This is a genomic window from Sphingobium sp. SYK-6, assembly GCF_000283515.1.
Taxonomy (GTDB): domain Bacteria; phylum Pseudomonadota; class Alphaproteobacteria; order Sphingomonadales; family Sphingomonadaceae; genus Sphingobium; species Sphingobium lignivorans.
The window spans coordinates 1,092,874-1,107,669 of record NC_015976.1 but is presented as its reverse complement, the minus strand read 5'-3'; the positions used below and the strand labels follow the sequence as shown (position 1 = coordinate 1,107,669).

Annotated in this window: 12 protein-coding genes and 2 pseudogenes; 12 read left to right on the top strand and 2 right to left on the bottom strand. The window is 66.3% G+C overall.

The features are described 5' to 3' along the window. Positions 1–81: 81 nt before the first annotated feature. From SLG_RS05105 to SLG_RS05075, 7 genes are all read left to right on the top strand, one after another. On the top strand, positions 82–666 hold the full coding sequence (locus SLG_RS05105) for a DUF4142 domain-containing protein (protein ID WP_014075369.1): 585 nt from the start codon (positions 82–84) through the stop codon (positions 664–666). A 203-nt stretch (positions 667–869) separates the two neighbouring features. Next, a complete protein-coding gene (locus SLG_RS05100) occupies positions 870–2,153 on the top strand; it encodes a glucose-1-phosphate adenylyltransferase family protein (RefSeq protein WP_014075368.1) in 1,284 nt (427 codons plus the stop codon). Between the two features lie 34 nt (positions 2,154–2,187). Further along, positions 2,188–4,299 carry a glycogen debranching protein GlgX gene (gene glgX, locus SLG_RS05095; RefSeq protein WP_014075367.1) on the top strand — a complete coding sequence of 704 codons (2,112 nt, stop codon included), beginning with the start codon at positions 2,188–2,190 and terminating at the stop codon, positions 4,297–4,299. Continuing rightward, positions 4,296–6,038, top strand: a complete 1,743-nt coding sequence (gene treZ, locus SLG_RS05090) for a malto-oligosyltrehalose trehalohydrolase (protein WP_014075366.1) — start codon at positions 4,296–4,298, stop codon at positions 6,036–6,038. The genes glgX and treZ overlap by 4 nt, the downstream gene beginning before the upstream one ends. An 8-nt stretch (positions 6,039–6,046) precedes the next feature. After that, the gene (gene treY / locus SLG_RS05085) at positions 6,047–8,323 is read left to right on the top strand and encodes a malto-oligosyltrehalose synthase (protein WP_014075365.1); all 2,277 of its coding nucleotides are present in this window, start codon (positions 6,047–6,049) and stop codon (positions 8,321–8,323) included. Continuing rightward, positions 8,320–8,898, top strand: a complete 579-nt coding sequence (locus SLG_RS05080; protein WP_014075364.1) for a hemerythrin domain-containing protein — start codon at positions 8,320–8,322, stop codon at positions 8,896–8,898. Before treY ends, SLG_RS05080 begins: the two co-directional genes overlap by 4 nt. Then, a complete protein-coding gene (locus SLG_RS05075; RefSeq protein WP_014075363.1) occupies positions 8,898–9,935 on the top strand; it encodes an ATP-dependent DNA ligase in 1,038 nt (345 codons plus the stop codon). The genes SLG_RS05080 and SLG_RS05075 overlap by 1 nt, the downstream gene beginning before the upstream one ends. Positions 9,936–9,999: 64 nt before the next feature. On the opposite strand, the gene SLG_RS20265 is transcribed toward SLG_RS05075, so the two are convergent. Then, entirely contained in the window at positions 10,000–10,179 is a 180-nt protein-coding gene (locus SLG_RS20265) for a hypothetical protein (protein WP_014075362.1), read from the bottom strand. A gap of 175 nt (positions 10,180–10,354) precedes the next feature. Here SLG_RS20265 and SLG_RS05065 point away from each other — a divergent pair, with 175 nt between their 5' ends. Next, positions 10,355–10,609: a DUF2934 domain-containing protein gene (locus SLG_RS05065; RefSeq protein ID WP_014075361.1), complete on the top strand. Its 255-nt coding sequence runs from the start codon at positions 10,355–10,357 to the stop codon at positions 10,607–10,609. A gap of 17 nt (positions 10,610–10,626) precedes the next feature. Beyond that, positions 10,627–12,600, top strand: coding sequence for a 4-alpha-glucanotransferase (gene malQ, locus SLG_RS05060; RefSeq protein WP_014075360.1), 1,974 nt, complete (start codon positions 10,627–10,629; stop codon positions 12,598–12,600). An 82-nt stretch (positions 12,601–12,682) separates the two neighbouring features. On the opposite strand, the gene SLG_RS22435 is transcribed toward malQ, so the two are convergent. Then, entirely contained in the window at positions 12,683–12,961 is a 279-nt protein-coding gene (locus SLG_RS22435; RefSeq protein ID WP_014075359.1) for an IS5/IS1182 family transposase, read from the bottom strand. A 292-nt stretch (positions 12,962–13,253) separates the two neighbouring features. On the opposite strand from SLG_RS22435, the pseudogene SLG_RS20790 reads away from it, so the two are divergent. The 3 genes and pseudogenes from SLG_RS20790 to SLG_RS05045 all read left to right on the top strand — a co-directional run. After that, positions 13,254–13,462: pseudogene (locus SLG_RS20790) on the top strand (integrase core domain-containing protein); the annotation flags it as partial. Between the two features lie 95 nt (positions 13,463–13,557). Further along, positions 13,558–14,500 (top strand): IS630 family transposase gene (locus SLG_RS20785; RefSeq protein WP_014077526.1). Its coding sequence is split into 2 segments (ribosomal slippage): positions 13,558–13,893 and positions 13,895–14,500, totalling 942 coding nucleotides; the frame shifts between segments, so codons are not numbered across the junction. A gap of 14 nt (positions 14,501–14,514) precedes the next feature. Continuing rightward, a pseudogene (locus tag SLG_RS05045) lies at positions 14,515–14,724 on the top strand (integrase core domain-containing protein); the annotation flags it as partial. Between the last annotated feature and the right edge of the window lie 72 nt (positions 14,725–14,796).

Here is a 14,796-nt window from a genome sequence, read left to right as displayed (position 1 = left end):
GCGTGACGGCGAAGCGCGGCGGGGGAACCTCGCAAAGCCCGCCACGTTTCATTCGCCACAAGCAGCCTGGGAGAGATCATCATGATCGCTATGAGGACAGCCCTTCTCGCATTGCCCCTTCTCGCCGTCGCGGCGTGCAACTCCAATGTCGAGCAGGATGTCGAAGGCACGGTGGACAGGGCCGAGAACGCCGCCACCAACACCATCGACAACGTGACCCAAAGCCTGACGCCCACCCCCTCGGGACAGGAATTCGCCAACACCGCCGCACGCAGCGACGCTTTCGAGATCGCCGCAGCAAAGCTCGCGGCCACCAACGCCCAATCCGCCGAGGTCAAGGAATTCGCCCAAAAGATGATCGAGGCGCATACCCAGTCCACCGCCCGGATCAAGGAAGCGGCCGGCGCCTCGCAGCCGCAGATCACGCCGGACGCGACGCTCAGCCGCGATCAGCAGGAAGACCTCAATGAGCTGAAGGCCCTCAAGGGCGCGAAGTTCGACGAGGAGTATATCGACGGCCAGGTCGACGCGCATGAAGATGCGCTGGCACTCATGAGGAAGTATGCGACGGACGGGACCGTGACGCCGCTGAAGGCAGCGGCGGGCGAGCTGGCACCGGTGATCGAGCAGCATCTGGCGCACGCCCGGCGTCTCGACCGGAATTGAGCCGCCGCAGCGGTTCTCTTTCCGCCTGGATGGCCCGCCCTTCCCTTGATGGCGGGCCATTTCCTTTCGGGCGGACGGGACCGGCGATGACAGGGAGAGGACGGCAGATGATAACATAGCGCAAGTGCGGGAACGGCGATCGCGGGTGCGAGTTGTGGCTGATGTCAACATCTCCCCGTCAACACCGTCCGCACAGGGTCAGAATGAACCAAGCAACTGCTCCGGCCGTCCGTTCGCGCGATCTGGCCATCGTTCTTGCCGGTGGCAGGGGATCCAGGCTTTTCGACCTCACGGATGCGCAGGCCAAGCCCGCCTTGCCGGTCGGCCCGTCCTGCCGCCTGATCGACTTCACGCTCGCCAACGTCTCGAACTCGGCCATCGCGCAGGCCATGGTCCTGACGCAATATGCGCCGGAAAGCCTGCGCAGCCATATCGAAGCGAGCTGGCAGAGCCGGCATCGCGGTGGTCCGCTCGGGATCGAACTGCTGGATGGAAGCGATTTTGGCGGCTTCAACGGCACTGCCGACGCGGTCGGCAAGGTGCGGGCCGCGATCGATGCTCGGGCACCCGATCTCGTGGTCATCCTCGCCGGCGACCATCTGTACCAGATGGATTACCGCCCCTTCATGGACGCGCACCGCAGGAGCGGCGCCGGCGTGACGGTGGGCGCGGCGCATGTGCCTGTGGGAACCGCTCGCGAATTCGGCATCATGCAGGTGGATGACGATGGCCGCATCGTCGATTTCTTCGAGAAGCCCGCCACCGCCAGGTCATCTGCGGACCGGCCCGGCTTCGCGCTGGCCTCGATGGGCATTTACGTGTTCAGCTGGTCGCGGCTGAAAAGCCTGCTGGACCGGCTGGCGCCGCTCCATGAAGAGCTGGATTTCGGCAAGCATGTGCTCCCCCAAATGGTGGAAGGCCGGCTTGCGCATGCCTATACGCTGCCCGGTCGCAGGGACGCCGCGCCCCTGTGGCGCGACCTCGGCACGATCGATGCCTATCATCGCGTCCATAGCGAAATGGCCAGCGGGACCCTGCCGCTCGATCCGAGCTGGCCCGTTCCGCTCGACGTCGCTGCCATGCCGGTTCTCGATCCCGCCCGGACGCACGCGCGGGACAGCGTTTCGGTGTTCAGCTGGACCGGGTCGTCCATCGCGCATGGCGCGCTCATTGGCGCCGGCTCGCGGCTCGACAATGTCGTCGTGCTGCCGGGCGCGAGGATCGGCCGGAACGTCACGATCCACGATGCGATCGTGACGCAGGACGCGGTTCTCCCCGACGGGTTCGAGCTGGACCGCGCCCTGCGCGCACCGGGCCGATGGTGCACCATTTCCGAGGGCGGCATCCACGTCCTCTCGGCGCGCGCCCTGGCCAATCTTGCACGGCTGGACGGCGCAGCCTTGCATCCCCGGCCCCTGCTTGCGTCCACCGATCGCAACCGGACCGAGGCCCCGGCCCTCCGGCTGCTCGCGAACGGCCGCCGCTGAGAAAAGAGAGAAGACTTCAAATTCAGGAGGACCAATGACTTTTGCCTTCGCGAAGCCCGACAGGCTGCATCATGAGCTGGGGGCCGAATTCACGGGCGAAGGCACACATTTCGCCGTCTTCTCGGAGAATGCGGAAGCCATCGAACTCTGCCTGTTCTCCCCGGACGGCTCGGAAGAGCTCCAGCGGCTCGAATTGCCGCATCGCGAGGGCTCGATCCTGTCGGGCTATCTGCCCGGCGTCCGGCCCGGGCAGCTTTATGGCTATCGCGCCCATGGTGCTTATGCGCCGGAGGAAGGTCACCGGTTCAATCCCAACAAGCTGCTGCTTGACCCTTATGCCCGGGAAGTCGCCGGGCAGATCCGCTGGGACGATGCGCTCTGGGGCTATGACCTGCAAAGCGGCGACGATCTCACTTTCGATGAACGCGATTCAGCACCCTTCATGGTCAAGAGCGTCGTGCAGGACCCGGACTTCGACTGGGAGGATGACAAGGCGATCCGCCGTTCCTGGACCGAATCCGTCATCTATGAAGCGCATGTCCGGGGGCTCACCATGGTTCACCCGGATGTGCCCGAGGAGTTGCGCGGCACTTATGCGGGCATGGTCAGCGATCCCATCCTCGACCATCTGCGCAAGCTCGGCGTGACCGCGATCGAGCTGCTGCCCTGCCAGTTCTTCCTCGATGATCGCGCGCTCGTCGACCGGGGCCTGTCCAATTACTGGGGCTATCAGACGCTTGGCTATTTCGCGCCGGAGCCCCGCTTCCTCCAGCAGCGCGACGGCGCGCCCTCGGCAATCCGCCAGTTCAAGAACATGGTCAAGCGCTTCCACCGGGCCGGCATCGAGGTCATCATGGATGTGGTCTACAACCACACGGCCGAGGGGTCCGAGCGCGGCCCGACGCTGTGCTTCCGGGGGCTCGACAACGCGGCCTATTATGCCCTCTCCCCCGAGAATCCCCGTTATTCCTTCGACCAGACGGGCACGGGCAACACCCTCTCGGTAGCCCATCCCATGGTGCTGCGCATGGTGCTCGATTCCCTGCGCTACTGGGTGCAGGTGATGCATGTCGACGGCTTCCGCTTCGATCTCGCGTCCACCCTGGGGCGCCAGGCCGCCGGCTTCGACCGGGAAGGCACATTCTTCGGCGCCATCCGGCAGGATCCGATCCTGGCCGGCGTGAAGCTGATCGCGGAGCCATGGGACGTTGGCGAAGGCGGCTATCAGGTGGGCGGCTTCCCTCATCCCTTCCGGGAATGGAACGACAAGTTCCGCGACACGGTCCGCGGTTTCTGGCGGGGCGATGAAGGGATGGTGGGCGATCTGGCCGGCAATCTGCTCGGCTCCCCCGTCCAGTTCAATCATTCCGACCGGGGCGCGACCTCATCGATCAACTTCCTCGCTGCCCATGACGGCTTCACGCTCATGGACACCGTCTCGTTCAACGATCGCCACAACGAGGCCAATGGCGAGGACGGGGCGGACGGGCACGACAACAATGTGTCGGACAATATGGGTGCCGAAGGTGAAACAGAGGACGAGGCGATCATCGCTGCGCGCGCCCGCCGGCGCCGCAACATGATTGCGACGCTGTTCCTCAGCCAGGGCGTTCCCATGCTGCTGGCCGGTGACGAGATCGGCCATTCGCAGGGCGGCAACAACAATGTCTATTGCCAGGACAACGAGACCGCCTGGATCGACTGGAACCGTCGCGATGACGCCTTCCTCGACTTCGTCTCCAATATGATCGCTTTCCGCCGCGATCACCCCGTTCTCTCGCAAGACATGTTCCTGCTGGGCGAAAGCACGGAGGAGCACAGGATCGAGATCGCCTGGCATCAGCCGGACGGCCGGGAGATGGACGAGGAACTGTGGGGACAGGCCGGGCTGCGAGTCCTCGGTCTGTTCGTCGACCATTCCGCCCGTGCGCCCTTCGTCGAGAACGAGAATATCAGCGCGCTCTTCATCGTCCTCAATGCCGGCGATGGGCTCGACTTCACCTTGCCCACGCCCAATGGTGTCACGGGCTGGGTCCGCGTCGTCGATACCGCGCGGGACGAAGCCTTCGCGCCGGAGCCCTGCCCCGGGGACACGGTCGCGATCGAGCCGGCCAGCGTCTGCGTCTTCGCGCCGGCCCAGCCATGAACACGCATGCCCTCCCCCGCTCCTGGGGCGCCGAACCCGCCGCGGACGGGCAATGGCGGTTCGCCTTGTGGGCGCCCGATGCCGGGGAGATCGCCGTCGAGGTGGATGGCGTGGCGACGCCCATGACGCGCAAGGACGATGGCTGGGCCAGTGTCACCACCGCGGCGCGGGCGGGCCAGACCTATCTGTTCCGGGTGGACGGCCAGCTTTATCCGGATCCCGCCGCGCGCGCGCAGGCAGGCGATGTCCATGGCCCGTCCCGCCTCGTCGATCCGACGGCCTTCGAATGGACCGCCGAGTGGCAGGGCGTGCCCTGGCATCAGGCCATCATCTACGAGCTACACGTCGGCACCTTCACGCCGGAAGGCACTTTCGACGCTGCAAGGCACGGGCTGGCACGCCTCAAGTCGCTTGGCGTCACGGTGATCGAGCTGATGCCGCTGGCCCAGTTCGAAGGGCAGCGCGGCTGGGGCTATGACGGTGTCCTGCCTTATGCGCCGCACAACGCTTATGGCAGTCCGGAGGATCTCAAGCATTTCGTGGAAGCGGCGCACAGGCTCGGCCTCGCCGTCATGCTGGACGTGGTCTACAATCATTTCGGGCCGGCCGGCAATTATCTGGCGGCCTGGTGCCCGCGCTTCTTCCATTCCTCGCGCACATCCCCCTGGGGACAGGGCATCGCTTATGAGGAACCCGCCGTCCGCGCGTTCTTCATCGAGAACGCCCTCTACTGGCTCGAGGAATTCCAGCTCGATGGCCTGCGCCTCGACGCCGTCCATGCGATGGACGACGAATCCGACTCCCACATCCTCGACGACATCGGCCGCGCGATCCGGGCACGCGAATGGGGCCGGCCGATCCATCTGGTGACTGAGGACGAGCGCAATCTCACCCGCTATTTTCACGATGATGCCCCGTTCGACGGGACCTGGAACGACGACTGGCACCATGCCGTGCATTGCCTGCTGACCGGAGAGAGCGAGAGCTATTACGCGCCCTTCGCCGTCGATCCGCTGGCCGACATCGAGACGGCGCTGCGCGACGGCTATGTCGAGCAGGGCCAGCCGCGACCCGGCAGCGAAAAGCCGAGAGGCGAACCTTCGTCCGATCTGCCGCGCAGCGCTTTCATCAATTTCCTCGGCAATCATGACCAGGTCGGCAATCGCGCGGAAGGCGAACGGCTCCATCATCTCGTGAGCGATGAGAGCGCGCTGCGAGTGGTGACGGCCTTGACGCTCCTTTCGCCCTTCACCCCGATGCTGTTCATGGGCGACGAGTTCCTGACCGACGCGCCTTTCCTTTTCTTCACCGATTTCGAGGGCGAGCTGGCCGAAGCTGTGCGGTCCGGCCGGGCGCGGGAATTCGAGCGCTTCAGTGCCTTCGCCGGCACCGTGCCCGATCCCAACGCGCCCGAGACCGCGCTGCGCTCACAGATCGGTCGTCCCGAGACCGAGCGGCAGCTGCGCCACGAGGCCTTCGCGCGCGATGTGCTCGCACTGCGCGAAATCCATGTCCAGCCGCTGCTCGCCGCCCCTGCCCCCACCCCCGCCGCCGCCCCCGCAGTGACGGTGGAGCGGGAGGGTGCCCGGTTCGATGTCGCCTGGGCATTCGGCCCGGGGCGCCTGCTTTTGCGCTTCTCCCTCGGCGATGGCGCGATCGAACCACCCCTCGACCCCTTCTTCGTCGAAGCACAACCTGACAGCCGCTTTTCCATCGCGGCTGCCGTCAGAATGGAATGAGACGCGCTATGGCCCATCGCGCTGCCCCCGGCCTCGTCGCCACATACCGCGTCCAGCTTCGCAACGGCGTGGACCTCGACGCGGTGCGCGCTCGCATCCCCTGGCTCCGGACGCTGGGCATCAGTCACCTCTATCTCTCCCCGCTCTTCACGGCCGCGACGGGCTCGACTCACGGCTATGACGTGGTCGATCCCAATGAGGTCGATCCGGCGCTGGGTGGGGAGGACGCGTTCCAGAGGCTCGCCCACGCGGTCCGGGATGCCGACATGGGGCTGGTCCTCGACATCGTGCCCAACCACATGGTGCTGTCGCCCGAAAATCCCTATCTGGCGAACGTCATGCGGGAAGGTCCCGCCAGCCGCTATGCCGCCATGTTCGACATCGACTGGCGCAGGGGGCCCCTGCATTTCGCCGTGCTGGACGGGTCGCCGGCGGACCTGCTCGCGGCGGGCGACATCTCGCTCGCCGGGGATGGGGATGTGCCGGCGCTGCGCATCTATGATCAGGATTATCCCCTGCGCGAGGGCTCCCTCTCCGCGCTCCCGCCGGACGGAGCGCTCACCGGTGAAACCCTCCGGCAATTGCTGGACCGGCAGCACTGGAGCGTGGGGCACTGGCGGATCAGCGCGGACGCCATCACTCATCGTCGGTTCTTCAACATCAGCAGCCTGATCGGGGTCCGCCAGGAAGACCCCGACGTGTTCGACTTCACGCATCGCTGGATCATCCGGCAGGTGCAGGCCGGGCACATCCAGGGCCTGCGGGTCGACCATATCGATGGCCTTGCCCGCCCCGGCGCGTATCTGCGCCGCCTCCGGGACGCGGTCGGGGTCCTGCCGATCTGGGTGGAGAAGATCGTCAAGGAAGGCGAGGCCATGCCGTCCAGCTGGCCCGTGGAGGGCATGAGCGGCTATGAATTCATGGCGCCCGTCACGCAGCTCCTGACCGCGCCGGACGGACTGCAGGCGCTTCGGGAGGCCGCGAATGGTTGCCTCCCCGCAGACAGCGGGGCCGAAGTGCGGGCCGTGCGGGCGCACTTGCTCGAACATGTCTTCGCACCCGAGCTGGACCGCGTGAGCCATGCCGCGTCGCAGGCCCTTGCCGCTTCGCTTCCCGCCGCGCAGGCGGTGCGGGCCGCCATTGCGCAGCTTGCTCTCCACTGGCCGGTCTATCGCTCCTACGCTGCTGACGCGCTGCCGCCGGGTGCCCGACTGGCAGGCGCGCTGGAAGCCGCCCGGGCGGACCGCTTGCCGAGCGAAGCGCTCGGACCGGTGTTCAACCTGCTTTCGGCGCCCGACGATCCGCAGGCCCGCACCTTCGCCGCCCGCTTCGAACAGCTGACCGGTGCCCTCACCGCGAAATCGGAGGAAGACACGGTGTTCTTCCGTTCTGTCGCTTATCTCCCCTTTTGCGAGGTCGGCGCCGAACCGGATCTCCAGCCGACCGACCCCGCCACGTTCGAGCAGCGCATGGCTGCCCGCGCGCAGGAAACGCCCTGCGCGCTGACGGGCCTCTCCACCCATGACACCAAGCGCTCGGCCGATGCGCGCGCGGCCATCATCGCGCTCACTTATCTGCCCGCGCTGGGCGAGCGGCTGTACGCGCGCGGGCGCACGCTCGCGGCCGAGCGCGCGCTCCCGGAACGCTGGGGCATCTATGCCGCGCAGGTCGCGCTCATGATGTACCGGGAACCGGACAGGGATGCGCGCAGTGCCGACCATCTGGCAAAGGCCATGCGGGAAGCGAAGGACAACTCCAGCCACGAAGATCCCGCGATCGAGACGGAGGAAAGCGCCGCGGCGGTCGCGACTCGTCTCATGCAGGAACTCGCCGATCATCTCATCTGGTCGGCCGAGGAGCGGCAGGCCTTCGAAGCGATCCACAGCGACCTCGTCCTCGCGCAGGCGGCCCTGCAACTGACCGCCCCGGGCATCCCGGACATCTATCAGGGCACCGAGCTGACGAGCATTGCGCTCACCGATCCCGACAATCGCCGGCCGGTCGACTGGGACGCGAGCGCGGACATGGACGCGCGCGATGCCCGGAAGCTGGACCTGACCCGCGACCTGCTCGCCCGTCGGCGCCAGCAGCCCGAGCTGTTCGCGATGGGACGATACACGCTCACTGCGGGCGACGATGCGCTCTACGTCCGGCGGGACTGGCAGGAGCAGAGCTTCACCATGGCCATCGAGCTGCCCCGCCGGATGCGCCCGAAAGCACCGGAAACCCAACGCTCCGGCAGCGGTTCTCTAGATGTCCCCCTTGCGACGGAGCAATCGACATGAAAATCAGTGACGCTTTCGCCCGGCCCAAGGCCGTTCCCTCTCCAGCCGTGCTGGTCGGCTTCGCTGCGATCGGCATGGCCGCAGGGCTCGCCGCCAATTTCGGCCGCAAGCTCCTTGTCCAGGGTCCCAGCCTGCTGCGACGGGACTGGCAGAAAGCGCTGCAGACCGAGCACCGCATCGTGTTCCGCCTGCTCGATGCGCTCGAAGCGACGGAAGAGACCCAGAAAGCGAAACGCTCCATGCTGCTCACGCAGATCAAGCATCTGCTCGGCAAGCATGCCTTCGAGGAAGAGAATGTCATTTACCCCGCCATGCGGGATCATGGGCTGGCCGAGGAAGCGGAGCAACTCATCACCGATCATGGCGACGTGAAGCACGCCCTGTTCGAGCTCGAGATGATGGCGCCCAATGCGCCGCGTTTCCTCTCCAAGGTCGGCGAGTTGCGTTCGGCGCTCGAAACCCATATCGCGGAGGAAGAGGAGACGCTGTTCCCCGCCCTCGCCGCTGCCATCTCGGATTCCGAGGGCGCCCGGCTCACCGCGAGCATGAACAAGGAAGGGTTGAAGCTCGCCTGATGGCGGGCAGGCTGCGCGCCTGGTTTGATGACCTACTCCCGATGGAAGCCAGGCTCGTCGCGGAGCTTCCATCGGGGGACGGATGGCAGTTCGAGCCCAAGTGGGACGGGTTCCGGGTGCTGATCCTCAAGGATGGGCCGGATGTGGAGCTCAAGTCCAAGTCGGGAAAGAGCCTGACCCGCTTCTTTCCCGAACTTGCCGCCGCCATCGGCGCTCTGGGTGATCGGGCGTTGAGCCTCGACGGGGAGATCATCCTGCCGGTGAGCGACATGCTGTCCTTCGACGCCCTGCAGCAGCGCCTTCATCCCGCCGCGTCGCGGATCGCGCGCCTCTCGCGCGAAACTCCCGCCGAGATCATGCTGTTCGATGTGCTCCATCGCGGCAGCACCCGCCTGGCGGACCGCCCCCTCGAAGAACGCCGCACGGCCCTGGAAGCCTGGCATGCCACCATCCGCTCTCCCGTCCTTCACCTCTCTCCAATGACACGCGATGCCAGGCAGGCGAAGGCCTGGCTCGACCGGACCGGCGGCGCACTGGACGGCATTGTCGCAAAGCGGCGCGACGCTCCATATCGCGGCGGAGAGCGCGCCATGGCCAAGATCAAGCAGCAGCGCACGGCCGACTGCGTGGTCGGCGGCTTTCGGGAAGCCGACGGCGCGGTCGTTTCCCTGCTCCTCGGCCTCTATGGGCCGGACGGGAAGCTCAATCATGTCGGCTTCACCAGCGCGATAGCGCGCGACCAGCGCAGGGAACTTCGAGACCGTCTGTTGCCGCTCGTCGCGCCGCCCGGCTTCACCGGCAAGGCGCCTGGCGGGCCGAGCCGGTGGAGCGGAAAGCGCACCTCCGACTGGTTGCCGATCAAGCCCTCGCTGGTCGTCGAGGTCCGCTACGATCAGGTGACCGGCGGGCGATTCCGCCACGGCACGCGGCTGCTGCGCTGGCGGCCGGACAAAGCGCCGGAACAATGCACGAGCGACCAGCTGGAACAGCCGCTCTCACCTGCCCAGCTGGGCAGTCTGATCCGGGAGTGGGAATGAGCGGCCCGACCTTCGCCATAGGCCGACGGGGCGAGGCAGCAAAGCCCCGCCCCACGCATGCAGTTCAGACAGCCGGCGTGGTGGCTGTCTTGGCCTTGGCGGGGCCGGCCGTGGCCGTGTCCGTACCCGCATAGCTGTCCACCTTCGACTTGGCCTTGGCGATATAGGGATCGAGCCGTCCTTCGTCATAGAGCTTCTTGCCCCACACACCCAGCGCGGCACCGACGAGCAATCGCTTGATCATTCTCAGTCTCCTTTGAATTGCCCCAGCGAAACGATGGATGAGGCTCCACGTTCCCGGCCATCTCGACCGCACATGCAGGACTTAATCTCGATCAAGGCTCTTGCGGCTTGTCGCATCCAAACTGCGCGCGGCGCGTTAGGCGTTGTGCCGACCGGCAAGTGAAGGAGGATCATGAATGAGCGAAGATCGGGACCAGACGATCAAGGATCGTGCCTATGCCATATGGGAAGCGGAGGGCCGCCCCGACGGGCGTTCGCAGGACCACTGGTTGCGCGCGGAACAGGAACTGGATGGTGATGCTGCCCCGTCTTTCGATGCGGCCCAGCAGGCCGTAGCCGAACAGCCGGAACCGTCCCCGGAGGCTTCCGAAGCCACGCCGGCGGCGCCACGGCGCGCCGGGCGCCCGAAGAAGAAGGCCCCGGCTGTCTGACGAGCACGGAAGGCGGCATGCGGGCCGAACCCGATCTGGACAGGCTCGCGGCCGCTCTGGGCCTATCAAGGCAATGGACCGACGCCGAGGGGCGCCCGGCCGAGGTCGCCCCTGACGACCTCGTCGCCGTGCTCGGCGCGCTCGGTTATCCCGCCGGGACGTCCGCAGACCGGGCGCAGAGCCTCGCCAGATGCGAGGCGGAGCAACGCCAGCCCCCGCGCTTCCTCAGCGGCGATGCCGGACAACCCATTCCCCTTCCGGCAGGGCTCGCCCGGCACGAACGGGCCGAGCTGATCCTGGAGGATGGAGAGCCGCTCGCGCTGTCCATTCGCGGGGGCAGCCTGCCGCCCATCGCACGGACCGGCTATCACCGGTTGTACGTCGACGGCCATGAAATGGTCCTCGCCATCGCGCCGGCGCGGTGCCGCCTTCCCGATCGGGGCTGGGGCTCGTCCGTGCAGATACCGGCCCTGCGGGGACCGGGCGCGTTCGGCACGCTGGATGATCTGGCGGAAGCGGCGCACCTCTTCGGAGCGCGCGGCGCCGCCTTCCTCGCGATCAGTCCGGTCCACGCCCTCATTCCCGGGCGCACGGAGCATTACAGCCCCTATGCGCCGTCCAGCCGCCGCTTTCTCAATAGCGCGCTGGCGCCACTCGGCCTGCAGGAGACCGTCAACGCCTCGGCACTGATCGACTGGTCCGCCGCTCTCCCCGCCGCGCTCGATGCGCTGGAGCGCAGCTATGCCGGTCTGACGGCGCCGCAGCGACGAGACCTGCATGACTGGGCGGCGGGGGAAGGCGAAGCGCTGTACCGGCACGCCGCGTTCGATGCCCTGCATCTCTCGCCCCCGCTCCGCGCGCGCTGGTCGGATGATCTGCGGACGGCGGCCGAGGACCCGCTCCGCGCGTTCATCGCCACGCATCCCGACGCGCTTGGCGTCCATCTTCTCGGCCAGCGCCTCGCCGCGCAGGCGCTGGCCCGCGCACAGGCCTCGGCCCGCGCGTCCGGCATGGGCATCGGCCTGATCGCGGATCTGGCCGTCGGCGTCGATCCCCGGGGCAGCGATGTCTGGGCCAGCCCCTCCGCCTATCTCCGGAAGCTCACGATCGGCGCGCCGCCCGATCCGCTGGGACCGACGGGACAGAATTGGGGCCTCACAACCTTCTCGCCGCGCGCCCTGGCGGATCAGGCATTCGAGCCCTGGATCGCCATGATCCGCGCGGCCCTGCACCATTGCGGCGGCGTGCGCATAGACCATGCCTTCGGGCTGCAGCGCCTGTGGGTCATCGCCGAGGGCAGCCCCAGCAGCGCCGGCGCTTATCTGGCCTGCCCCTTCGAGGACATGCTGCGCATCATCGCCCTGGAGAGCCAGCGGCACGATGCGATCATCGTCGCCGAGGATCTGGGCACCATACCCGCCGGCTTCCGCGAGCGGGCGAATGACCGCGGCATGCTCGGCATGCGCGTCCTCCCCTTCGAGCGGGAGGGCGATGGCCGCTTCCTGCCCCCCGACGCATACGAGGCCCAGAGCGTCGCCATGACCGGAACGCACGATACGGCCACCCTCGCCGGCTGGTGGAGCGGCCATGATCTCGAATGGACCGCGCGCCTGCACCAGGCGTTCGACCTGGCCGCAGCGCAGGCGATCCGGGCTCGCGACCGGACCTTGCTCTGGCAGGCGATCGGCACCGGGCCCCTCCCCCCGCCCACGGACTCCTCACAGGTCGTCGACGCCGCGGTGGACCATATCTCCCGCACGCGCTCGGTGCTTGCCATGGTTTCGCTGGAAGACCTGATCGGCGCCGAGGATCAGGTGAACATCCCGGGCACCACCCACGAACACCCGAACTGGCAACGCCGCCTGCCCGCGCCGCTCGCACAGCTCCTCCACCGCCCGGACGTCACACGCCGCCTCCACGCGCTCGACGCGCGATCGGGGCGGCGCGAGGGGACTGGCAAGGGGGTGGATCCGCCCCCCAATGTTACTTAAGCTGTGGGCAGGGGATGGCCGAATCACGTCGATCTCGTCAGGCCCGCCTGCAGTTTCTTGGCCACTTCCTCAGGCATCTCATCTAGGTCGTAGCCTCATAAGCACCGAGCCACAGAAGCATTGACGCAAGTTGGACAATGGCGAGGAAGTTTTCGGCGAGTTTGCCGTACCGCGTGGCGACGCGACGGAAGTGCTTCAGTTTGGAGAAGAAGCGCTCGATCAGATTACGCTCGCGGTAGAGCCGCTTGCTGAAGCAGGGTTTCCAATTCCGATTGAATTCGGCCGAGACGTTAGGCGTGGCTCCTTGCCCTTCAATTAGCGCACGGATGCGGTCGGCATCGTAGGCTTTGTCGGCAAGCACGATGGTGTGCGGACCAAGATGATCCCGCGACCTGCCCGGCGTGCGCCTGTCCTGCTGTCAGGCCGAGCCGGATCGGGAGCCCCTGCGCATCGACAAGCGGGTGGATTTTGTTCTTAACTCCGCCTCGGGAGCGACCGGGACAATAGCTCGATCCCTTTTTGCCGTCACGCCTGCTGTTAGGCGCGAGCGGAGGTGCTGTCGATCATCTGGATATCGCCGCCATGGGCGGCGGTGGTGGCATCGATCATCCGATCTCATATGCCTGCCTTCCGCCACCGCACGAAGCGGTTTTAGCAGGTCGTGCGCGGCGTCGCTGTCACGCGCCCGTGTCAGCCGAGAGCTTACGCGATCATCGTGGCTCGCGGCAAGGCCCTCATGATCGTCAGCGATAACGGCACTGATCTTACGAGCCTGGCGACCCTGCGATGGACTCAGGACCGCCGCATCGAGTGGCATTACATCGCGCCCGGCAAACCGCAGCAGAACGGCTATGTGGAGAGCTCTAGAGCGTGATCTTGTTTGATTGAATCGATTGGGGATTCACGCGGGCTGATTTTTCTGATTCAACCTGTTGGCTGGGCAGGAGGCCAGCAGGGATGAGCCGAGCCTATTCGATTGATCTTCGTGAGCGGGTTGTTGCTGCGATGGCGTCGGGCGCTTCCGCCCGAACGGCAGCGGCGCAGTTTGGCGTGAGCGTTGCGAGCGCTGTGCGTTGGTCTCAGCGCCAGCGCCGGACTGGCGGGGTTGTCCCAGGCAAACTGGGCGGGCACCGCAAGCCGGTGTTGCTGCCGGAGCGGGAGTGGCTGCTGGCGCGTGTTGCAGCAGAACCCGATCTGACGCTGCGTGGCTTGCTGGCCGAACTGGCAGACCGCGGGGTGAAGGCGAGTTATGGCGCGCTGTGGTTGTTCCTCGAACGCGAGGGACTGTCGTTCAAAAAAAAGCCTGTTCGCCAGCGAGCAGGATCGTCCCGCCATCGCCCGCCGACGGATGCAGTGGCGCAAGTACCAGAACCGGCTTGATCCATCGCGCCTCGTCTTCATTGACGAGACCTGGGCCAAGACCAACATGACCCGCACCCACGGTCGCGCCTGGCGCGGACAGAGGCTGCACGCGAAAGTGCCGTTCGGTCACTGGCGCACACTGACCTTCCTCGCCGCGCTGCGCCACGACCGGATCGATGCCCCGTGCGTGCTCGACGGACCAATCAACGGCCAACTCTTCCTTGCCTATGTCGAGCAGTTCCTCGTCCCTACGCTTGCCCCGGGCGACATCGTCATCATGGACAACCTCGGCAGCCACAAAGGCCAGGCCGTGCGTGAGGCTATCCGCAGCTGCGGGGCCAAGCTCCTGTTCCTGCCGCCCTACAGCCCTGACCTCAACCCAATCGAGCAGGTCTTCGCCAAGCTCAAGACGCTCTTGCGAAAGGCAAACGAACGATCAGTCGAGGCAACATGGAAGCGCATCGGATCACTGCTCGACGCCTTCTCCCCCACCGAGTGCGCAAACTATCTCAGAAATAGTGGCTATGCTTCAACCTAAGATGATCACGCTCTAATGGTCGCTTGCGCGAAGAACGCCTCAATGAAACGCTGTTCGCATCGCTCAGCCATGCCGCCCGATCGGTACTGAGGAGCTGGCGCGACGATTACAACCATGCGCGTCCGCATAGCGGGATAGGCGGGCTGACGCCCGCCGATGCTGCCAAGCGGCTTGTGGAACCCCGCTCGGATGGGCACCATGACAACGCCGGCCCCTACTTATGAGTGGAGGAACTTCGGGGAGCATGTCACCACGGCTCGTCCGTGATCCGACACCATTCTCTGGACCACCCTGGG